Below are 20090 nucleotides of genomic sequence, written 5' to 3'. Positions count from 1 at the left end.
CGCAAACTCCTATTCGGCCGCAACGGGGATCAGCCCGCGTTCGGCGCGGCTGGCGTTGATGTAATTGCGGATCTGCACATTGCCTTCGTGGCAGGCATATTCGAAAATCTCGTAGTCGTCCGAACGCTGCCATTCGAGACGCGCCGACCACGGTTCCACGAACACCACCGGGTCCTCCCAGGTGAATTCGTAGATAATCTCGTCCGGGCCGACCATGTGGAAGCGTTCGACCATGCGCGCCTCAGCACTCACCGGCGTCTTGTTGCTGGGCGGGCTGCCGGTGGTGCCGATATTGGTGGCGCTGGGGCCGGGCAGGAAATTGGTGGTGGTGACGACCAGCGTGTTGTGATCTTCCCATGCGCCGCGGCTTTCGCCCAGCCAATGGCCGATCACCGCCGGAATGGGCGCGCGGCCATCGGTGGGGATGATGCGCGTTTCGTGCACCATCTCCATCTGGATCGCGACGATGCCGGGCGACTGGAAAATGCGCATCCCGTTATTGTACATGAACGGGAACATCGACGCGGGCATTCCGCGGGAGATGCAGCGGTCCCAGCTGTCGAAATCGTGCCAGGTGTCGAAGGGCTGGCCCTGCGCCCAGGTGCTGCGCATCGCATCGGACAGCCGTTGCCCCTCGGCCGTGAAGGCGGGCAGGCGGCCATTGGCGGGCGCGGTGATCCAGCTGGTGCGGCGGTTGGCGGCGGCCACTTCGGCCCAGTGGCCGATGCCCATCGTGCCGCTCGAATCCTCGTTCTGGTAGCGCCGTTCGAGCTGTTCCACCATTTCGGCGCGGGCGTTGAACTCCTCCTGCGTCAGCAACTGGCGGTTGCCATGTTCGGCCGCGCGTTGCAGCGGGGTGCGCCCGTTGAGGTGATCGATGGGCCAGCGGCCGCGAAAGTCCGGCTCGCCCCACGCAGTCATCGCCGGGCGGAAATCGTCCGAAGGAGCAGGCAGAACGGTCAGGTCTTCCTCGGCCTGCGAGGCCTGCGCCAAGGCGCCGCCGCCCGAAAGGGCAGCAGCGGCCAAGGCGATCAGCGGCAGGCGGAAGAAGGCCGCCCGCATCAGTTGCGCCCCTGCGGCAGGGCAAAGGTGACATAGCGGCTGGGGCCGGGTTCGGGCAGGCCCAATCCGCCCAGGAAGTGGCCCACGCCGCCCACTGGCACGGTGATATATTGCCGCCCGTTGACCATGTAGACCGCCGGAACGCCCTCAGTCGCCGCGTCAAAGCGGTGCTCCCACAGGATTTCGCCGGTATCGGCATCGCGCGCACGGAACGCGCGGTCGGACGCGGTGTTGACGAACAGCAGCCCGCCCGCCGTGACAATCGGCCCGCTGCGCGGCGCCTGCGCGCCCACGCCGGTAATGCCCTGTTGCTCCAGCGTCAGGATCTCCCCGTTGGGAATCTGGAAGATCTGGTTGCCCGTGTTCATGTCATAGGCGGTGAGGTTCGAGAACGGCGGCTTGATCGCCACCATGCCGTTCGATTGCAGCATGAAGTTGACCGGCCAGCGGTAAGGGATGTTGTCCTCTTCCGCATTGGGCATCGCGGCCAGGGCTTCGGCGCGGTTATCGGGGTTGATCTTGAGCAGAAGCGGCAATTCACGGCTGACGATATAGAGGCGCTGGCGCACCGGATCGACTGCGACATTGCCCCAGTTCGCCCCGCCATTGTGACCCGGCATCGAGATCGACCCGCGCAGGGACGGTGGCGTGAACAGCCCGTCATTGCGCCATTCATTGCGCAAGCTGTTGCGCAGCGCATCCTGATCCGCCTGCGGCAGATAGGGGTTGATGTCGTCCTCGGTGAACTCCATCCGCATATAGGGCTGCGGCCAGGTGGGGAAGGGCTGCGTCGGGCTCGCGCGTTCGCCCGGCACGTCGGATGCGGGAACGGCGCGTTCCTCGATCGGCCAGATCGGTTCGCCCGTGCGGCGATCGAAGGCAAAGATGAAGCCGTGCTTCACCACCTGAATCACAATGGGGATGCGCTGGCCATTGCGGGTGATCGTCATCAGCTTGGGCGCGACCGGCAGGTCGAAATCCCACAGATCGTGATGCACCGTCTGGAAGTGCCAGATCCGCTCGCCCGTTTCCGCGTCCAGCGCCAGCAGCGAATTGCCGAACAGATTGTCGCCTGCGCGGTTGCCGCCATAGAAATCGTAGCGCGGTGTGCCGGTGGGGATGAACACGATGCCAAGCTCGGTATCGACCGTGCTTTCCGACCAGTTGTGCACCCCGCCATATTTGGCGCGATCCTCGCCCGTGGGCCAGGTGTCGTATCCGTATTCGCCTTCCCGCGGGACGACGTTGAACGCCCATTTCAGCTCGCCCGTGATCACGTCATAGGCGTGGATATTCGCCGGGGCCGACGCATAGTCATACGCGCCTGCGGGCAGCGAGACGATGATGGTGTTCTTGTAGATGCGACCCGGATTGTTCGTCATCAGCGGGGCGTTGGGCATGGCGACATCGCGCGGCAGCGCGTCCCGCAGGTCCACCCCGCCATTGGTGCCAAAGCTGGGGATCATCCGGCCCGTTGCCGCGTCCACCGCGCGCAGGATGCCGTTGTTGAGCACCATCAGGCGGCCTTCGCGGCCATCGGCGCTTTCCCAGTAATTGACGCCGCGAATCCCCACGCGGCCATCGAGATCGCTCACCCACAATTCGCGGCCCGTCGCCGGATCGAGCGCGACTAGCTTGCCTGCGCCGTTCTGCACATACATGCGTCCACCGCCGATGGTGGGGCTGAAGATAGGGGGCTGGCCCGGCCCGGTTTCATAGGTCCAGGCGACTTCGAGCTGGCTCACATTGCTGCGGTTGATCTGGTCGAGCGCGGAATATTGCGAGCTGTCGCCGCCGCCCAGATAGCCGTCCCAGCCGACGAAATCGAAATTGCCCGCCGGGACCGCCATGTTCGCATTCACGGCAACGCCCGTTCCGCCCGCCGTGGTGCAGGCGGCAGCCGCCAGCGCCAGCGTCGAGATTGCGGCTGCCCGCAGCGCGTTACGCACAAACCGGGGCGCAAATCCGCTCGCGCCAGTGCTCTTGATGCCCAATGTGATCACTCCCAGCTCCCAATTCCTGTCATGCGCGGGACTCTCCCCCCGCGGCATCGACCGGCCTCGCGCAAGACTAGCCCCAAGCCGGTTCGAACGGCAAGGCTCTATAGGGCCGGTCAATTTGACTTAATCCGGTTTTATTGTCGCCAATTGTATCATGCGCGCGGGCAAGCGAAACCCATGCGGCAAGGCGCTGACGGCTCCCGCCCGGACGGTCAGATCAGGCGCCCGAATCAGCCGACTGCATAGCATGGCCTTCCGCTTCACCCGCTACCGTGTTTTCCACGCCGGGCAGGGGGCGTTCGGTTTCCCCGGCGGCGTTGAACAAGGCAGAACTGGTCATCCCGCCGCTTGCTTCGAGTCTGAGAGTGACAATGTCCGTTGAACGGTTCTGCCAGAACCAGCCGTGAATCCCCGTGAACGGGGCAATGTAGACGCCCTGCTGCACCGCCGCATCGCCCACGGCAAAGCCTTCGGTCATCTCGGTTCCGCCTTCGAAGGGGTGGCTGTGCATGTCGTAATGCACCGGCGCGCTGGCTTCCCAGCGGAAGGCCATGCGTGCGCCTTCAGGAATCGTGTATTTGAACTCGATCGATTCATAGGGGGGAAGCTCCACTTCCCACACATCGGTCGCGCCCGGTTCGGCGGCAGGCGGCGTGTCGGACAGCAGCAGCACATCCTGCCTCGCCATGCGCGCCATGCCGCGCTCCAGCTCCTTGTTGACCGGTTCGGCAATCTCCACCAGCCCCAGCGCTTTGCCCACGCCGGTGGGATCCCAGCCGGTTTCCGCCGGCAGCACAAACAGCACCGCAATCGCCGCGACGCCCACCAACGCGCCGCCGATCAGCAGCGGTTTCTTCGAGGTGTTCATCCGGCCGTTCTCTCCCAGGCTCATGATGCAAGAAATCCTTCTATCTGAATGGCGGTGAGCACAAGGCCCACCCCGATAAGCGCGACATTGGCGGCAAAGGCATAGCGGGTAAAGCTGGGCCGGGCGCGCCAGGCGGCAAACAGGCTGACCACCAAGGCCAGCACCAGCACTTGCCCCAGTTCCACGCCAACATTGAATGCCAGCAGGTTGGCGAGCAGCCCGTTTGGCGACACACCCAGATCGCGCACCTTGGTGGCAAGGCCCATGCCGTGAAACAGGCCGAACACCAGCACGGCAAGGCGCGTGTCCACATTCCAGCCGATCCGCCGGAAGCCGCCGATATTCTCCACCCCCTTGTAGACCACCGACAGGCCGATGATCGCATCGATGACAAAGGCATTGGCCCCGGTATTCAGCAAAACCCCGCCGATCAGCGTCAGCGAATGGCCGAGCGTGAACAGCGAGACGTAGATCGCCACATCGCGCAGGCGCGACAGGAAGAACACGACGCCCACCAGAAAGGCGATATGATCGTATCCGGTGACCATATGCTTGGCCCCCAGATACATGAACGGGAAGATCGCGGGCCCATCCACGCTGAGCACGAAGGCCTTGTCGCCTTCGGCCACATCATGCGCCAGCGCAAGCGCGGGCATGAACAGGGCGAGCGCCAGGGCGATCACCAGCGCCAGCACAGGCGCCGCGTGCCAATGCCGGAGCGCAGCGCGCATCAGCTCTGCGCCAGATCGTCCACGCTGGTCCCTTCGGGCAGTTCGGCGGGCGGATAGACCTGATGGCAGGCAGTGCAGACATTGTAGAGTGTGCCGCCCACTTCGAACACGGCATCGACATCCTTGTCCAAAGCGGCCTGTTCGGCGAGGCGCGAGACATCCTGCATCCCTTGTGCAAAGGCCATCCAGTCCGACCCGCGCCCTTCGGCATAGGCAGGGGTGGCAAGCGCTTCGCCATATTCGCGCAAGGACACCGCTGCCGCGGCCACCTTGGCCCAATCCTCGTCGGTTTCGGGGCGGAACTCGCGGAACACCGGCTCGCCTTCGACCAGTTCACTGACCGATCCGACCGAGTTCCAGTAGACCTCCGCCGTGGGCTGCACATGGTTCGCCATGAATTGCTGCGGCGTGCCATAGGGCATTTCGGGCGGCGCCTCGGAACAGGCCGCCAGCAGCATCACAGGTGCCGCCAGGACCGCAATCGCGTATTTGATCATGATTCGCCTTCTCCCATCCTGTGCACCCTATGTCCTCCTGCGCGGTGCCTTGCGCAACCCGATTCTGCAGATGAACCTGTCGCCATGTTGACAATGTCCGATTCTTGGGGCCAAGCGCGCAGCGCATAAATCTGCGGTAAATCTTGACTCGGATAGGCGGGTTGTTGACTAGGGCCGCGAATTGCAACGGGCCGGGTTTCAACGGGGCGGCAAGGTCGCAGGCCCACTGGATCGCGAAAGGTAGATTGATACTATGTCTGGAAACAAGGGCATCACCGGCAAATGGACGATTTCGGGCCTCGCCATGCTGGGCGCGGCGGCGCTGGCGGTTCCGCTGGCAGGCGCGCTGGCGACCCCGGTTGACCCGACGCAGGCCGCCGCCGGCCATGAACCCGGATCGCTGACCGCCGAACAGGTGGCGCAGGGCCGCCAGCTGTTCCAGAGCTGGTCGTGCAGCGCCTGCCATGTGCTGGCCGATGCCAACGGCCACGGCCATATCGGCCCGTCGATGGATGGCAATGCGGCGATGGACAAGGCCTTCGTCGCCAACCGCATCACCAACGGGCAGGGCGCGATGCCGGGCTTTGGTGGCCAGATGACGGACGAGGAAATCGACCTGCTTGCCGCCTATATCATGCAGGCGAAGAAGTAAGCGAAGGGCGAATGGCGAAGAACGGGAAGGGGGCCAGCACGGCCCCCTTTTTCGTATCAGTTTTCCCCTCTGGCCGTGCGGCTGTTCGGCCCCACCTGCGCGAAGTAATTCGTCACCCCATCCGGATCGTTCAGCCAGATCGTCGTCAGGTCAAAGCCGCGCAACCGGTTGAGCGGGGTTTCCACCGTCACGCCGCGGTGATCGGCCATGGCTGCGACATAGGGCGCATCGGCCACCACATACTGAATGCCCGAACTGCCCGTATCGGCAGGCAGGTTGTCGCCCATCTTGTAGAGTAGGATGGTGGTTTCGGCATGGGCATAGGGATAGAGCGTGGTGCCCAGTAGCGAGGACTCTACCGGCTCCAGCTCGTCCAGCCCCACGAAATCGCGGTAGAAGGCGCGCGAGGCGTCGAGGTCGGACACCTGAATCCCCACGCCCACACCGTCGTCGGAATGGTCAGCCGCATCGGGGTTCACCACGATCACGATGTCCATGCCCGCCGGATCTTGCACCAGCGCCTGTGCGGTCCCGTCCTCGCGCGCGGTGAATTGCGGCGCGGCAAATCCGCTTTGCGCAAAGCGGGCCGCGACGACTTCGGCATCGGGATAGGACAGCACCAGGAAACGGATGCCGGTGCCGCCCGCATAGCCGCCCGACAGGTTATACAGACGATTCCCTTCCTGCCCGGCGGACAGTTTGATCTGGCCGGTGCCTACGCCTGTCAGGATCATCTGCTGCGAGGCGGTGAGTTGGATGGGGTTGAGCGAACGCAGCCCCAGCGCGCCGACATAGAAATTGACCATCGCCTCGGTCATCTCGCGCGGGAAGCGGCGGAAGACATTGGCCGAATCCTGCCGGAACAGGTGGCGGGCATTGCCGTTCAATTGCGCGTCGGACAATTCGCCGGGGCCGTAGGCGAGCGCGGCGCCGCTTTCCATGATCGCGCCTTCGGGCGTGGTTATCACCTCTTGCGCGGCGGCGGGATGTGCGCACATCAGGGCAATGGCAGCGGCACAAAGCGCCAGTTTCGTGTTCATGTCCTTCTCTCCCAACCCGCAGTCTACTCTGGAAGCGCCCAGGTGATAAGCGCTTCGTTATTGGCGGGACGTCCGTCTGCCCCGCGTACCGGCGGGCCGAAGGCGGAGCCTGTGGCAAACACGGCGATATATTGCCGCCCGTCCGCGCCGCGATAGCTGATCGGAATGGTCATCGCCGCGTAATCGAGCTGATCCGACCAGACGAGCTGCCCGGTCTCGGCATCGAAGGCGCGCATCACGCTGTCCGATGTCGCGCCGATAAAGACGAGGCCGCCTGCTGTCACCATCGGCCCGCCAAAGGTGTTGTTGCTGCCCGTGTCCTGCTTGTCCGGCCCCAGTTCGGGCGACGTGCCCAGCGGCACCGCCCAGGTGATTTCGCCCGAATTGGCATCGACCGCGATCAGCCGGCCCCAGGGCGGGCGGATGCAGGGCAGGGTGGTGCGGGTGCCATCGGGTGCGGTGAAGCTGGCAGAAAAGCTGGCATAGGCGCCCGGCCCGGTCAGGCTGCCCCGGTCATAGGGTTGGTTCGATCCGGCCGTGCCGCGCCCGTAATCGCCTGCCGGATCGCGTTCCTCGATCCAGCCGATGGAGCCGCTTTCGGTGGTGTTGATGAAGATCGTGCCGCTGCGCGGATCGGCTGCGCTGCCGCCCCAATTCGACCCGCCATTATGCGGCAGGTTGATGCTGGCGCGCGGCGGATCGCCTTCGCGCCGCAGGAAGAAGGGGGTGAACGGCCCGGCGTTGAAGAAGGTGCCGCCATAGCTGTCGAGCAGCGCGCGGCAGGCGGCGGCGTGTTCGGGCGAGGTGTCCTCTGCCGTGACCACATCGGTTGGGTTCCACCACATCCGGCTGAGCGGTGCAGGTTTGACCGGGATGGGCTGGGTGGGCGAATACCATTCGCCCGGCACATCGGCAGCGGCGACGATATGCTCGTTGACGCCGTGCACCGGTTCACCGGTGCGCCGGTCGAGAATATACATCAGCCCCGGCTTGCCGGTGAGCGCAAGGGCAGGGATGGTGCGCCCGTCCTTTTCCACATCGACCAGAGTGGGCGGGGCGGGCAGATCCCAGTCCCACAGATCGTGGTGGATCGTCTGGAAATGCCAGCGGTATGCGCCCGTTTCCGCATCCACGGCCACTACCGAATTGCCGAACAGATTGGCGCCCGGCCGGTCGCCGCCCCAGTAATTGGGGCCGGGGCTGCCCAGCGTCATATAGATGAGGCCGGTTTCCACATCCGCCGTGGTGTACCACACCCACATATTGTTGCCCGGCCGCCCGCGCCAGCCATCGTTGAGCCAGGTTTCATGCCCCAACTGCCCCGGCTGGGGCACCACGTCGAATTCCCACAGCTTCGCCCCGGTGCGCGCGTCAAAGGCGCGGCTGTTTCCGCTGGGGCCAACAGGGATTTCGGGGGTCAGCGCGCCGATCACCAGCACATTGCGGAAGATTGACGGAGGATAGGCATAGGGCGTGCCTTCAAACTCCATCTCGCCATCGCCGCCGAATTCGGTGGCGAGCGAGCCATCGGCGGCGTTGAGCGCGACGATGGAATTGGCCTTGCCATAGAACAGCCGTGCGCCGCGTTCCCCATCGCCGGGCCAATAGGTTACGCTGCGGCGGATCGTTGCGCCGCTTACCTGATGCCGCCACAATTCGCGGCCCGTATGCGCTTCCAGCGCCACCACCGCATCGCCCAGCGGCATATACATGATGCCATCGATCACCACGGGCACCGTGCCCGCCAGGATCGACCCGCCGCCTTCAGGGCGCAGGCGGTAAGTCCAGGCGCGCTCAAGCTGCGCCACATTGCCGGTGTTGATATCGTCCAGCGGCACGAAACGCTGCCCGCCGTGATCGCGCGCGTAAAGCGGCCAGTCGCCATCCGCCGGGCGGATCAGCGTATCGCCCTGCGCCATCAGCGGAGAGGCGAGAAGGCTGCCTGCCAGTGCCATGGCCATGAATTTGCGCATCGTTCGATCCTTCCCCCGGTCGCCTGCCACGGCGATTCTCAGTCTTCTAATCGTTCCTTTTTATAACTAACTCAAGCCCCGTTCGTTGAGCCAGCCCGCGATCACGCCTGCCACCGCGTCGCTGTTGGCTTCCAATTGCATGGCATGGCCGTTGCCGTGCACACCGTGATCCTCCAGCCGCAGATGCTCCACGCTGGCCCCGGCCTGGGCGAGGAAATACACGATGGCGTGGTTGTCTGCCGCCATCCAGCTTGCCTCTGCCGTCACCACCACGATGGGCTTGCCGCACAGCGCGGGCAGGCGGCGCGCAGGCTCGGCCTGCACCTTGTAAGCCACCAACCCCGCGCCGGGGGAGGGCATATCCATCGCTGAGGGCAGTTCGCCGGGCGCCAGCGGCGGATCGAAAGTAAGCGGCGCATGGGTAATGCCATAGGGCAACGGCCCGCTGATCGCGGCAAAGGGCGGGCCAAGCGGCTCGACTGCCACGATGGCCTTCACCAGATCGGGCCGCGCATCGGCAATCAGCCAGCCGGGCGGGCCGCCTGCCGAATGGGTGAGCAGCACCGCCGGGCCAATCCGGTCGAGCAATTCCGCCCCCGCGCGCTGCGCGTCCACCTGCGCAGCGGCCGGATCGGCCAGCGTCGGCCCGGTTCCGGCAAGGAAAGACAGGAAGGCCGGATCGTCCAGCTCCCCGCTACCCGGCCATTGCGTGTGCAGCCGCGCCTGCGGGTAATTGTCGGGGAAGGCAGCGGGCCGGGTGAACAGCCGTTCGAGAAAATGGGTCGGGCCGGGCGGGGCCATCGCGCCCTGAAATTCGGGGTGGAACGGGCTGCGGCCATGCTGCGGACGGTCCACCACATAGACCGCCCATCCGGCGCGCACGAAATAATGCACCCAGCCTTCGCGGCCATCGGCGGTGCCGAGAAAATCGGTGCCTTGCCCCCCGCCGCCATGGATCAGCACCAAAGGCAGCGGATGGGTGAGGCGCGCAGGAATCCAGTATTCGACATACATCTGCCCCCGCATCGCCTTGCCCGCGGCGGGATGGTCGATCAATTCGCCCCCCACCCAGAAGAAGCCATGCGCGGCAAGTTCGAGCGGCTTGCCCACGCCCGCCGCATGAAGATCAGCCGGGCGGTAGGAGCGCATCAGTGGATTTGTCCCTTGCGATCCTTGATATTGATCGCCACCCGGTCGGACGGATCGGCATCGGCCCAGCGGCTGCCGGGACGCAGGACATTGCCGATCACCTTGTAGGCGAACAGCAGCAGCAGCGCGCCGCTTTCCGGGTTCTCCTCCAGCGCCTTGATGAAGCCCAGATCCTTCTGGCGCTGGTCGGGGTCCTTTTCCTGCAACATGCGCTTGTTCTCGGTCGCCGCGGGCGAGACGACTTCCCAGAACACGCGCCGCCGCTCATCCGAAAAGCGCTGGAGGATGCTCTCGTCTTCCTCTCCGCGCAGCACCGCGCCCAGCACATCGGCCAGCACCATGCCCGTCCACACCCCGCTGGTGAGGCCGAGGCCGCCGCACGGATTGGTGGCGTGCGCCGCATCGCCGGCCAGCAGCACGCGGCCTTTCACCAATGTTTCGCCTGCCCGCTGATGCAGCGTGTAGGGGCTGGCGGAGACGATCCGGTAATCGGTGCGCCCGCGCATGAACCATTCGTAGCGCTGGTGGATGCGCTCCTCGAACGATTCCTCCGGCAGCGCCGAATCCTCCATATAGGTGCAGCGCCACAGGCCTTCGCGGTCGAGCTGAGCGATCACCGCCATGTTCACCGGGTCGCATACGAAATTGGCCGTCTGGTAGCCAAGTTCGGTGAAGGGAAAGATCACATTGGTGCCCACGAACCGTTCGGGCCAGGTGTGCCCTTCAAAGGCGATCCCCGCCAGCTTGCGCACAGTGGAGCGCGCCCCGTCGCAGCCGATCACCCATTTTGCGGCAAACACCGTTTCGGCTCCGTCCGGCCCGACGACTTCGGCCGTCACATGGTCACCGTGATCGGCAAGGCTGGCCAGCCTGTGTCCGAAGTGCACTTCCACTCCCAGCCGCAGCGCGTGCTCCATTGCCACGCGGGCGACATCGTGCTGCCCGGCATGGAGTTGCCAGTTGTAGGGGATGCCGGCCACCGGCTGGAATTTCACGACCGAGGAATAGCCAAATTCGGGCACATGGGTGCCGAAAATGCGGGTGCGAAAGCCGATCGCGTCCAGTTCTTCGAGGATGCCCAGTTCTTCCAGCACCGCCAGCGTGGAGGGGAAGTAGATCGCCGCGCGCGGGGAATTGATGATATCCCCCTCGCGCTCGATCACGCGCACGCTGGCACCGGTTTGGGCCAGCGCCAGCGCGGTGAGCATCCCCACAGGGCCAGCGCCGACAATCAGCACATCGGTTGCCGCGCTCATGGCCTTGCGCCTTCCTCTGCCGCGCGGCGCGCCGCTTCGGTCAGGACATAGGCGCGCACCGCCTCGATTTGCCCGTCATCCAGCCACGGCGAAAAGCTGATCATGCCGCGCTGCGCCAGAATGCCGTCCTTCACCACCGCGCTCCACGCCGCCTTGTCGGCAGCCACGGGGCTTTTCATCAGGTCGGGATTGACCGGCCCGTTATGGCAGATGGTGCAGAAGCCGAAATAGCCGGCTTGCCCTGCGGCGATCTGCTGCGGCGTGAAGCTCTCGTCGCTTGTCACATAGGGACGCGGGGCCTGCGGGGGCAGAGGTTCCAGCTTGCCCGTGCCGTTCAGGCGGAACACCAGCAGCATCCCGTTGGGCGGCGGGCGGCGCATCCAGTCGGTCTGGCTGGCCATGCCCATCGATCCGCCATAGCCTGCCATCACGGCGACATATTGCACCCCGTCCACGCGGTAGGTGATCGGCCCGGCCATGATCCCGCGTTCCTGTTCAAACGACCAGACCTCGCGGCCATTGCGCGCGTCATAGGCGACGAAGCGGCCTTGCGGCAGGCCTTGGAAAACCAGATCGCCGCCGGTCGCCAGCGTGCCGCCGTTCCATGGCCAATCGCGATCAATGCCCCAGGCCTCCCGCTGCGCCACCGGATCCCATGCGACCAGCCGCCCCTTGGTCTGCGCGGTAAGGTAGGCGCGGCGCGCCTCCGGCGTGTCGCCCGGAACCAAGCCTTCGGGCGGGGCAAGGAACGCGACGCCGGTATTCCAGCGGCCGATATGCCGGGTGTAATTGGTGTCGTCCGCATAGGCGAGCGGCGTCTGCATGGCTGGGATGTAGACAAGGCCCGTCCGCGGCGAATAGCTCATCGGGTGCCAGGCGTGGCCGCCAATGCCCGATGGCATGATGATCGCGGGCGCGTTTTCAAACCGCGCGCCGGGGCGTTCGACGGGACGGCCCGTGGCGATGTCGATCCGCTCGGCCCAGTTCTGCGTGGTGTAGGCTTCGGCGCTGATCAGCTTTCCGTCGGCCCGGTCGATCACATAGAAGAACCCGTTTTTGGGCGCTTGCAGGATGACTTTGCGAACCTGCCCATCAATCGTGAGATCGGCCAGCGTCATCTGCTGGGTGGCGGTGTAATCCCATGTTTCGCCGGGATTCTGCTGGTAATGCCATTTATACGCCCCCGTGTCGGGGTCGAGCGCGAGGATCGAGGCCAGGAACAGATTGTCGCCGCGCCCGGCGCTGCGTGCGCGGTGGTTCCAGGGGGAGCCATTGCCCACGCCGATAAGCAACTGGTCAAATTCGGCATCATAGACCACCGAATCCCACACGGTGCCGCCGCCGCCCATTTCCCAGTAATTGCCGGCCCATGTGTCCCCGGCGAAGCGGGCGAATGCCTCGTCGCTTGCCGCGCCATCGGGCCCATCAGCCGGGTTGCCGGGCACGGTATAGAACCGCCAGACCAGATCGCCGCTGTCCGCATCATAGGCAGACACATACCCGCGCACGCCCATTTCCGCACCCGAATTGCCGATGATCACCTTGTCGCGCACCACGCGCGGGGCCATGGTGATGGTGTAGGGCTTGGCCTGATCGACCGTGACCACATCCCACAGTTCCGCGCCCGTTGCGGCGTCGAGAGCCACCAGCCGCCCGTCAATCGTGCCGACGAATACCTTGCCTTCCCATACCGCCACGCCGCGATTGACCACATCGCAGCAGGCATCGGCGCCCTTGGCACCGTTCACTTGCGGGTCGTAACGCCACAGCACCTCGCCCGTGGCGGCGTTGAGCGCCATCACCTTGGACCAGGCGGTGCTGACATACATCGTGCCATCAACAACGATCGGGGTCGCTTCCTGCCCGCGATTGGTATCCAGTTCGACCGCATAGGCGAGGCCAAGCTGGCTCACATTGTCGAGGTTGATGTCGGCGAGCGGGGAATAGCGCTGTTCGGCATAGGTGCGGCCATGGCTCAGCCAGTTATCGGGATCGTCCTCTGCGCTGAGCAGCCGGGCTTCGTCCACCGCGCCCATTTCGGCAGGATCGCACGCCGCCAGCGCCAGCGATGCACCCACAGCCAGCGCGAATCGCACCCAATCCATCGTCACATCTCTCTCCCCATGCGCCCTTTGCGGGCGTCATCGTCACGGATGTTAGGATGGAAGATCGCGGCTGGCGAGTCCCGCGGACAGGGTTTTTGGCAAGTTTAGCGGCACCTGATCCGGCCCCAGTTCGAACACCACATCGGCACGCGGCGGCAGGTCTTGCAGCATGTGCCGGGTCAGCCGCTCGTAATGCTGGCAGAAGCGGCGGATGGCGGCCTCGTCCATCAGGTGCGGGGCATCGGGGCGAGCAGCGCGCAGTTTCTCCTCCTGTTTCAGGCGGTTGGCGATCACAGTTTCGAAACTGTCGACCTTCAGCATCACCAGCATGTCGATCAGGCCGAACAGCTTCGCGTAATCGCCGCGCAGCCACAGATTGCTGACCGAACGCCAGATGCCTTCGGCGTCTTCCCGCGCTTCCAGATCGTTCACTGGCTCCAGCAATTCCTCGTCCGCCTGCGGGCGGCAGCCGACGCACCAGCCTTCGAGCAGCAGCACATCGACCGGGCCGCTGATCCGTTCCGCCGCGTCGCTGCGCTCGTCCGTGCCCTTGTCAAAACGCGGCAGGTCGAAATCATGCCCCGACAGGACGGCATCGACTATGGCAATGCCAAGGCCCGGCGCATGGGTGCCGGGGACGCCGCGCGTAGCGAACAGCGGGTGAACCTTCTCGGCCAGTTGCGCCCGGTCCGCCCGGCCCAGATACAGATCGTCGATCGACAGGGTGACCGCGCGCAATTGCCGCGCGGCGAGCAGCACTTCCAGAAAGGCGCAGAGTGTCGATTTGCCAGACCCTTGCGCCCCGTTGATGCCAACGATCAGCGGCGTGGTATCCGCCGCACGCCGCGCAATCGCCGTGGCGAGCGGTTGCCAGTGCTGCGCCACCACCGTGCGATAGGGATCGGGCAGGCCATGGGCCTCTATCAGCGCGGCAATCGGGTCGGTGCTCATGCCACGCGGTTTGGCAGGTCTGCACCCCTCGCGAAAGCCTCCACATTGGCCAGCGCACACATTCCCATGGCGATGCGCGTTTCGGCATTGGCGCTGCCCAGATGCGGCAGCAGCACGACATTCTCGATGCCGAGCAGGGCAGGCGGCACCGCAGGCTCTGCCGGATAGACATCCAGCCCCGCGCCCGCGAGGTGCCCGGATTTCAGCGCAGCGGCCAGCGCGTCGTGATCCACCACGCCGCCGCGCGCGGTGTTGATGAGGTAGCTGCCCGGTTTCATGCGTGCGATGGCGGCGGCATCGATAAGGTTGGCGGTTTCCCCGCCGCCGGGCACGTGCAGCGAAACGAAATCAGCTTTGTCCAGCAAGTCATTCAGATCAGGGCAGAACTCGGCCTGCAATTCCTGCACCACCGCATCTTCGCAAGGGCGCCTGCCGTAATAGGCGATTTTCATGCCAAAGCCGTGATGCGCGCGCCGCGCGGTGGCGATGCCGATACGGCCAAAGCCCACGCAGCCCAGCACCTTGCCTTTGAGCGCGCTGCCGATGAGGTGGGTGGGCCGCCAGCCGCTCCACTTGCCGGCGCGCAATTCGCGCTCGCCTTCGCCTGCGCGCCGCGCGGCCATCAGGATCAGGGTGAGCGCAATGTCGGCGGTCGCATCGGTCAGCACGCCGGGGGTATTGGTCACGGCAATGCCCCTGGCCTTCGCCGCCGCCAAATCGATGTGATCGAAGCCGACGCCGTAATTGGCAATCAGCCGCACCCGCCCGCCGCCGTTGATGACGGCTGCGTCAATCCGGTCGGACACGGTGGGGCACAGCACATCATATTCGCCCATCGCGGCGGCAAGCTCGGCCCCGGTCAGCGGTGTGTCGGTTTCGTTCAGCGTCACATCAAACGCATCGGCCAGCCGCGCTTCCACCTCGGCAGGCCAGCGGCGGGTGACGAGAACCTTGAGGCGTTGCACGCGCGTCAATCCTTCTTCGCGGTGATGGCCTTGGTTTCCGCCGCGGTGGAGGCGGGGCCGGTGTTGCGCTTGAAAATGCCGCCGGTCCCTGCTGCCCGGTTGAACGGATCAGGATCGCCCGCGCGCTGTTCCAGCCCGAAAATCTCGAACAGGCCAGGGTGATTGCCAAGCCCGCCATACAGGCCGCGCACCCGCTCGATCCACGGACGCAGCGGATCGTCTGCCGCCAGCGCCGGGGTCTGCGCCAGGCTGGCAAGCCACAGGAAACCGCCCATGATACGGTAATCGGCGTAATTGGGGCGGCTGCCGCCCAGAAAATCATGCTCGCGCAGCGCCATGCGCAGCGGTTCGAGCGCGGCCGAAATCGCGCAGAGCCGATCCTCGCGGCCCTTTTGCAGATCCTCCAGCTTTCCGCCCAGCATCACTTCGCGCGTGGAGGTGACATAGTCCTTGTCATGTTCGAAGCAGACATCGCGGTAATCGGCGCAAAAACTGCGCATCCACGGCCCCACGGCGGCGGGCCAGAACCACGCATCGAGCGCCTTGGTCAGCGCAGCGACGCTCTCATCGGGGATCAGCAGCGGGCGGTCGGGATAAGTTTGATCCAGATATTCGACGATTCCCCAGCTATCGAGCACCCATTTGCCATCATCGACGATGGCAGGCAGCCGTTCGGTCCGGCCGCCGGTGCGTTCCAGAATGCCGGTAAAGCCGCCGTCCACTATGTCGAGGTCGAAGCCCTTGTGCGCCACGGCAAATTTCGTGGCCCAGACAAAGGGGCTGATGGTGGCGCCGGTGGACACCTGAAGGTCAAAAAGCGTGATCGTGTTGTTCGCGGCCATGTGCGGGGTTCCTCTCTCCGGGGGGCTTGCTATGGCGAGATGGCCCGAAAGAAAAGTGAAAGACATTGCGCCATGTCAGATTCTGCGCCTGATACCGCCCGCCACCTCGCCTTTGTGCGGCTGGATCAGCCGTTGCCCGACCTGGCGGACGAACTGGGCGCCTCGTTCGAGGAATATGGCTTTGCCGTGGTCGAAGGGCACGGGATCGACCAAGGCCTGATCGACCGCGCCGATGCGCTGATGCGGCAGTTCTTCGCGCTGCCGGACGATATGAAGCGCGCCTATCACCGCACGGGGCAGGCGGGTGCGCGCGGTTACACACCTTTCGGGGTGGAGCAGGCCAAGGGCGCGGCGGTGCAGGATTTGAAAGAGTTCTGGCATGTCGGGCGCGACCTGCCGGCGGGTCATCCCTATTCGGCGCATATGCGGCCCAATATCTGGCCCGACGAATTGCCCGATTTCCGGCCCGTGATGCAGGATCTGTTTCTGGCCTTCGAATGGACGGGGCGGCGGATCCTCTCGGCCATTGCGCTCTATCTGGGGGAGGAGGAGCTGTTCTTTGAAGACAGCGTGCGGGATGGCAATTCAGTGCTGCGCCTGCTGCATTACCCGCCGATTGAGGCAGCCCCCGAAGGCGCAATCCGCGCCGCCGCGCACGAGGATATCAACACCATCACGCTGCTTCTGGGGGCAGAGGCGGCGGGGCTGGAATTGCTGGCGCGCGATGGCACATGGCTGCCGGTCAGCCCGCCGCCGGGCGCCTTGGCGGTGAATGTGGGCGACATGCTGCAACGGCTGACCGCAGGCCGCCTGCGTTCCACCACGCACCGCGTGGTCAACCCGGCGGGCGATGCGGCGCGCACATCGCGCTATTCGATGCCGTTTTTCCTGCACTTCCGGCCTGACTTTCTCATCACGCCGATGTTTGAAGGGGGGGAGGAGCCAATCACCGCGCAGGATTACCTGATGGAGCGCCTGCGCGAGATCAAGCTGGCCTAGCAATCTGCCGATTCCGCCAACTTGGCCTCCTCCAGCTTGACGAGGTGCCACAGCGTGCGGGTGACGGGCGCGGCGATGCCCTTGGCCTCTGCCGCCTCGACAATCGCGCCGTTGATCGCGTCGACTTCGGTGCGGCGGCCGGCCTTCACGTCCTGCAACATGCTGGCTTCGTGATCGGCGTGGTCGGTCATCGACACTTGCGTCAAATCGTGGATCGGCTGCGCGTCGATCATCCGGCCGTTGGCATGCGCGGCGGCCACGCCCTCCTCCACCACCGCGCGGATGGTGGCGCGCGCCTCTGCGCTCGCGCCCAGAAAGCCTGGCGTGCGGCGGGTCAGCGCGCAGAGCGGGTTCATCGCGGCGTTGAAGATCGCTTTCGACCAGATCGCCTCGTGGATCGCGGGGTCAAGCTGCGCGGGCAAGCCGCCGCGCGTCAGCGCGTCGGCCACGCGCTCGGCCATAGCCGGATCGCCGCCGAAAGCAGGGTAAAGCCGTGAATAGCCCTCGCCATGGCTGCGCACGCGGCCCGGCCCGACGAGGTCGGATGGCAGCATCGATGCGCCCACCATCACCTGCCCATCAGGCACAAATCCCGCCAGCTTCGCGTCATTGCCAAGCCCGTTCTGCAGGGACAGCAGATGCGTGTCCGGCCCGATGGCGTGGGCCATGCCTTCGAGCGCGCTCACGGTGTGGAAGGTCTTGGTGAAGACCACGATCAGGTCGAACGGGCCGCTGGCCTCGGCGGGCTGGCAGGCGGGGATAGGCAGGCGCTCCACCCCGGCGCGGGTGTCGAGTTCGAGGCCGTGCGTGGTGATCGCGTCGATGTGGGGCTGGCTTACATCCACCAGGGTGACGGATTCCCCCGCCCGGTTAAAGGCCGCGCCGAACAGGCAGCCCATCGCGCCCGAACCAAGGATGGCCAGCTTCATTCATTCTCTCCCAGCAAGGCACCGCCGATCAGCGCCAGCACTTTCGCATCTACCGCCAGCCCCCGTGCGCGCCACGCGGCAAGACGGGCAGGCAGGTCGGCCACTGGCACACGGTGCACGGTGATGTCCTCCTCCGCCGTGCCGCCACCGGGGTGCACCTGTGTAAGGCCGGTGGCCTTGAGCAGGGTGAAGCTCTCACCCGTCATTCCGGGGGAGGAAAAGAATTCGCCGCAATCCTGCCAGTGCTCTGCGCGGTAGCCGGTTTCCTCCAGCAATTCGCGGCGCGCGGCGGCAAAGGGGTCCTCGCCCTCCAGCCCATCCTCGTCGCCGATCAGCCCGGCAGGCAGTTCGATCACGGCGGCGCCCACGGGAATACGGAATTGCTCGACCATAATGACATGATCGCCGTCGAGCGGCACGATCACGGCGGCACGGATGCCGCGCGCGCGGGTGACATATTCCCAACGGCCCCGCCGGTGCGCGGTGATCCACCGGCCCTGCCATACCACTTCGTCGGGCGCGTTGCGATCATCCACCATGCAAAGCGGCGTAACGGAGCCTCACAGCACGATCAAGCGATCCGGCAATTCGTTCACATCGTCGCCATTGCGCGGGAAATGTTCGGCGAGCACCGCGCCCACATCGCGCACGCCCGCCGCAATGCCTTCCGCGACGCAGCCCTTGCGGATTTCGGCCAGCATATCGGCCATTGCCACGCCCCAGACATCAGCAGGAACAATCGCCGCAATCGCATCGTCGGCAACGATTTCGGCGCGGTGTTCGTCCATCGACAGGTAGATCAGCACGCCGGTGCGCCCATGCGTGCGCCGTTCCGCGCCTACCTTGAAATGCCGCACCGCCGCGCCGCGCACGCGCAGCCGCTTGATGGGGCCGGGCACCAGCGCCATGCGCAAGGGCCGCCACAGCATCAGCGCCATCACGCCGCCAAATTTGATGAGGCCAAAGCCGATTGCCAGCGTCAGCACTTCGCCATGCGTCCACTCGCCCGCCCACCCGGCATGAAAGGCCGTGTCCCACAAGCCGGTGTAGAAATCGGGGAACACCGCGAACAACGACATGGCAGTAAAGGCAATGGCAATCGCCCAGACGAGCGCGACATCGGTATAGCCGTCGCTCGCCTGTGCCACCACGGTGACAATCTCGCCGCTGGTTGCCGCCTCGGCCTGTGCCACCGCGTCGCTGACGATCTGGTGCTGGCGTTCATCGTGCAAAGGCATGGCCTACCATCCCCCCGAAGCGCCGCCGCCCCCGAAGGAGCCACCGCCCCCTCCGAAGCCGCCACCGCCGAAACCGCCGCCGCCGCCCCAGCCGGTATTGCCCGATGCGCCGCGCGCAATCGCCTTGCCCGCTTCCCACAGGATGATGTCACCCACCGCGCCTGCCACGCCGCCGCCGCGATAGCGCCTGCGCCCGCCGCTGCGTAGCATGGGCAGGATGAAGAAGAAAAACAGGAAGCCCAGCCAGATCAGGCCGCCCACCGGAATGCCGCCTTCGCCCTGCCGATCCTGCCCGGCGGCAGCGGCAATTGCGGCGGCTTCCTCTGGCGGAAGGGTGAGCTGCGTCATAATCCGCTCTGCCCCCAGCGCTATTCCGCCCGAATAATCGCCGTTGCGGAAATAGGGTTTCATTTCCTCGATATAGTCATGGGCCAGCCCATCGGGGATGATCGCTTCGAGGCCATAGCCGACCTCGATCCGCATCAGCCGTTCGTTCGGGGCGACGATCAGGATGATGCCATCGTTGTTCTCCGCGTCGCCCAGCCCCCAATAGCGGCCCAGCTGATAGCCGTAATCGGCAATGTCATAGCCATCGAGGGTGGGGAGAGTGACGATCACGAATTGCCGCTGGTTCGCCTGCTCGAACGCATCGAGTCGCGCGGTGAGATCGGCTTCGGTCGCGGGGTCGATAATGTCTGCCAGATCGAGCACCGGCGCGGTGCCGCGTTCGGGGAAAGAAGGTTGTGCCTGCGCGGCGGGCGCAAGCATCAGCGCGGCCAGAAAGGCCAGCAGGATTGCCCGCAGTCGCATCACGCCTTGCCCCGCCGCGTGCC

Annotated in this window: 19 protein-coding genes; 2 read left to right on the top strand and 17 right to left on the bottom strand. The window is 65.3% G+C overall.

Translation table 11 applies throughout. From position 1 onward, the window contains the following. Window positions 1-9 precede the first annotated feature (9 nt). The 5 genes from WFP39_RS07775 to WFP39_RS07755 form a co-directional block, all read right to left on the bottom strand. A complete protein-coding gene (locus tag WFP39_RS07775) occupies window positions 10-1062 on the bottom strand; it encodes a hypothetical protein (RefSeq protein WP_336918792.1) in 1053 nt (350 codons plus the stop codon). Next, window positions 1062-3011 carry an outer membrane protein assembly factor BamB family protein gene (locus WFP39_RS07770; RefSeq protein ID WP_336918790.1) on the bottom strand — a complete coding sequence of 650 codons (1950 nt, stop codon included), beginning with the start codon at window positions 3009-3011 and terminating at the stop codon, window positions 1062-1064. Before WFP39_RS07770 ends, WFP39_RS07775 begins: the two co-directional genes overlap by 1 nt. Before the next feature lie 268 nt (window positions 3012-3279). Continuing rightward, window positions 3280-3954 (bottom strand): hypothetical protein, encoded by a 675-nt coding sequence (locus tag WFP39_RS07765; RefSeq protein ID WP_336918788.1) that lies wholly within the window; start codon window positions 3952-3954, stop codon window positions 3280-3282. Then, window positions 3951-4661 carry a HupE/UreJ family protein gene (locus WFP39_RS07760; RefSeq protein WP_336918786.1) on the bottom strand — a complete coding sequence of 237 codons (711 nt, stop codon included), beginning with the start codon at window positions 4659-4661 and terminating at the stop codon, window positions 3951-3953. The genes WFP39_RS07765 and WFP39_RS07760 overlap by 4 nt, the downstream gene beginning before the upstream one ends. Further along, window positions 4661-5158: a hypothetical protein gene (locus WFP39_RS07755; RefSeq protein WP_336918785.1), complete on the bottom strand. Its 498-nt coding sequence runs from the start codon at window positions 5156-5158 to the stop codon at window positions 4661-4663. The genes WFP39_RS07760 and WFP39_RS07755 overlap by 1 nt, the downstream gene beginning before the upstream one ends. A 253-nt stretch (window positions 5159-5411) precedes the next feature. On the opposite strand from WFP39_RS07755, the gene WFP39_RS07750 reads away from it, so the two are divergent. Next, on the top strand, window positions 5412-5810 hold the full coding sequence (locus WFP39_RS07750; RefSeq protein ID WP_336918783.1) for a c-type cytochrome: 399 nt from the start codon (window positions 5412-5414) through the stop codon (window positions 5808-5810). Between the two features lie 56 nt (window positions 5811-5866). Here WFP39_RS07750 and WFP39_RS07745 read toward each other — a convergent pair whose 3' ends face one another. The 8 genes from WFP39_RS07745 to WFP39_RS07710 all read right to left on the bottom strand — a co-directional run bounded on the left by WFP39_RS07745 (window position 5867) and on the right by WFP39_RS07710 (window position 16091). Then, entirely contained in the window at window positions 5867-6850 is a 984-nt protein-coding gene (locus WFP39_RS07745) for a VOC family protein (protein ID WP_336918782.1), read from the bottom strand. A 23-nt stretch (window positions 6851-6873) separates the two neighbouring features. Beyond that, window positions 6874-8823, bottom strand: coding sequence for an outer membrane protein assembly factor BamB family protein (locus WFP39_RS07740; protein WP_336918781.1), 1950 nt, complete (start codon window positions 8821-8823; stop codon window positions 6874-6876). A gap of 66 nt (window positions 8824-8889) precedes the next feature. Beyond that, a complete protein-coding gene (locus WFP39_RS07735) occupies window positions 8890-9972 on the bottom strand; it encodes an alpha/beta hydrolase (protein ID WP_336918779.1) in 1083 nt (360 codons plus the stop codon). Further along, window positions 9972-11228, bottom strand: coding sequence for an FAD-dependent monooxygenase (locus tag WFP39_RS07730; protein ID WP_336918777.1), 1257 nt, complete (start codon window positions 11226-11228; stop codon window positions 9972-9974). The genes WFP39_RS07735 and WFP39_RS07730 overlap by 1 nt, the downstream gene beginning before the upstream one ends. After that, window positions 11225-13333 carry a PQQ-dependent dehydrogenase, methanol/ethanol family gene (locus tag WFP39_RS07725; RefSeq protein ID WP_336918899.1) on the bottom strand — a complete coding sequence of 703 codons (2109 nt, stop codon included), beginning with the start codon at window positions 13331-13333 and terminating at the stop codon, window positions 11225-11227. Before WFP39_RS07725 ends, WFP39_RS07730 begins: the two co-directional genes overlap by 4 nt. A 51-nt stretch (window positions 13334-13384) precedes the next feature. After that, window positions 13385-14284, bottom strand: a complete 900-nt coding sequence (locus tag WFP39_RS07720; protein WP_336918775.1) for a kinase — start codon at window positions 14282-14284, stop codon at window positions 13385-13387. Beyond that, window positions 14281-15249, bottom strand: a complete 969-nt coding sequence (locus WFP39_RS07715) for a 2-hydroxyacid dehydrogenase (RefSeq protein ID WP_336918774.1) — start codon at window positions 15247-15249, stop codon at window positions 14281-14283. The genes WFP39_RS07720 and WFP39_RS07715 overlap by 4 nt, the downstream gene beginning before the upstream one ends. A 5-nt stretch (window positions 15250-15254) precedes the next feature. Further along, window positions 15255-16091, bottom strand: coding sequence for a beta-etherase (locus tag WFP39_RS07710; RefSeq protein WP_336918772.1), 837 nt, complete (start codon window positions 16089-16091; stop codon window positions 15255-15257). Between the two features lie 72 nt (window positions 16092-16163). Here WFP39_RS07710 and WFP39_RS07705 point away from each other — a divergent pair, with 72 nt between their 5' ends. Then, entirely contained in the window at window positions 16164-17090 is a 927-nt protein-coding gene (locus WFP39_RS07705; RefSeq protein ID WP_336918770.1) for an isopenicillin N synthase family dioxygenase, read from the top strand. On the opposite strand, the gene WFP39_RS07700 is transcribed toward WFP39_RS07705, so the two are convergent. The 4 genes from WFP39_RS07700 to WFP39_RS07685 are packed head-to-tail and all read right to left on the bottom strand — an operon-like array spanning window position 17087 to window position 20067. Continuing rightward, on the bottom strand, window positions 17087-18019 hold the full coding sequence (locus WFP39_RS07700) for a ketopantoate reductase family protein (RefSeq protein ID WP_336918768.1): 933 nt from the start codon (window positions 18017-18019) through the stop codon (window positions 17087-17089). The two genes, WFP39_RS07705 and WFP39_RS07700, sit on opposite strands and share 4 nt — an antisense overlap. Further along, the gene (locus tag WFP39_RS07695; protein WP_336918767.1) at window positions 18016-18558 is read right to left on the bottom strand and encodes an NUDIX hydrolase; all 543 of its coding nucleotides are present in this window, start codon (window positions 18556-18558) and stop codon (window positions 18016-18018) included. The genes WFP39_RS07700 and WFP39_RS07695 overlap by 4 nt, the downstream gene beginning before the upstream one ends. Window positions 18559-18579: 21 nt before the next feature. Further along, window positions 18580-19257, bottom strand: coding sequence for a TPM domain-containing protein (locus tag WFP39_RS07690; protein WP_336918766.1), 678 nt, complete (start codon window positions 19255-19257; stop codon window positions 18580-18582). 3 nt (window positions 19258-19260) lie between these two features. After that, window positions 19261-20067 (bottom strand): TPM domain-containing protein, encoded by an 807-nt coding sequence (locus WFP39_RS07685; RefSeq protein WP_336918764.1) that lies wholly within the window; start codon window positions 20065-20067, stop codon window positions 19261-19263. Between the last annotated feature and the right edge of the window lie 23 nt (window positions 20068-20090).

The sequence above is a fragment of the Alteraurantiacibacter lauratis genome, from assembly GCF_037154155.1.
Lineage (GTDB): Bacteria > Pseudomonadota > Alphaproteobacteria > Sphingomonadales > Sphingomonadaceae > Alteraurantiacibacter > Alteraurantiacibacter lauratis.
The sequence above is the reverse complement of the archived record's forward strand: the minus strand, read 5'-3'. Positions and strand labels throughout refer to the sequence as shown.

What these genes read in the sequence shown, in the direction of transcription:
- WFP39_RS07695 (WP_336918767.1), bottom strand. Translation starts at nt 18,558, where the DNA reads ATGGTGGATGATCGCAACGCGCCCGACGAAGTGGTATGGCAGGGCCGG.
- WFP39_RS07775 (WP_336918792.1), bottom strand. Translation starts at nt 1,062, where the DNA reads ATGCGGGCGGCCTTCTTCCGCCTGCCGCTGATCGCCTTGGCCGCTGCT.
- WFP39_RS07760 (WP_336918786.1), bottom strand. Translation starts at nt 4,661, where the DNA reads ATGCGCGCTGCGCTCCGGCATTGGCACGCGGCGCCTGTGCTGGCGCTG.
- WFP39_RS07700 (WP_336918768.1), bottom strand. Translation starts at nt 18,019, where the DNA reads ATGAAGCTGGCCATCCTTGGTTCGGGCGCGATGGGCTGCCTGTTCGGC.
- WFP39_RS07710 (WP_336918772.1), bottom strand. Translation starts at nt 16,091, where the DNA reads ATGGCCGCGAACAACACGATCACGCTTTTTGACCTTCAGGTGTCCACC.
- WFP39_RS07730 (WP_336918777.1), bottom strand. Translation starts at nt 11,228, where the DNA reads ATGAGCGCGGCAACCGATGTGCTGATTGTCGGCGCTGGCCCTGTGGGG.
- WFP39_RS07725 (WP_336918899.1), bottom strand. Translation starts at nt 13,333, where the DNA reads ATGGATTGGGTGCGATTCGCGCTGGCTGTGGGTGCATCGCTGGCGCTG.
- WFP39_RS07705 (WP_336918770.1), top strand. Translation starts at nt 16,164, where the DNA reads ATGTCAGATTCTGCGCCTGATACCGCCCGCCACCTCGCCTTTGTGCGG.
- WFP39_RS07720 (WP_336918775.1), bottom strand. Translation starts at nt 14,284, where the DNA reads ATGAGCACCGACCCGATTGCCGCGCTGATAGAGGCCCATGGCCTGCCC.
- WFP39_RS07735 (WP_336918779.1), bottom strand. Translation starts at nt 9,972, where the DNA reads ATGCGCTCCTACCGCCCGGCTGATCTTCATGCGGCGGGCGTGGGCAAG.
- WFP39_RS07740 (WP_336918781.1), bottom strand. Translation starts at nt 8,823, where the DNA reads ATGCGCAAATTCATGGCCATGGCACTGGCAGGCAGCCTTCTCGCCTCT.
- WFP39_RS07685 (WP_336918764.1), bottom strand. Translation starts at nt 20,067, where the DNA reads ATGCGACTGCGGGCAATCCTGCTGGCCTTTCTGGCCGCGCTGATGCTT.
- WFP39_RS07755 (WP_336918785.1), bottom strand. Translation starts at nt 5,158, where the DNA reads ATGATCAAATACGCGATTGCGGTCCTGGCGGCACCTGTGATGCTGCTG.
- WFP39_RS07765 (WP_336918788.1), bottom strand. Translation starts at nt 3,954, where the DNA reads ATGAGCCTGGGAGAGAACGGCCGGATGAACACCTCGAAGAAACCGCTG.
- WFP39_RS07690 (WP_336918766.1), bottom strand. Translation starts at nt 19,257, where the DNA reads ATGCCTTTGCACGATGAACGCCAGCACCAGATCGTCAGCGACGCGGTG.
- WFP39_RS07745 (WP_336918782.1), bottom strand. Translation starts at nt 6,850, where the DNA reads ATGAACACGAAACTGGCGCTTTGTGCCGCTGCCATTGCCCTGATGTGC.
- WFP39_RS07750 (WP_336918783.1), top strand. Translation starts at nt 5,412, where the DNA reads ATGTCTGGAAACAAGGGCATCACCGGCAAATGGACGATTTCGGGCCTC.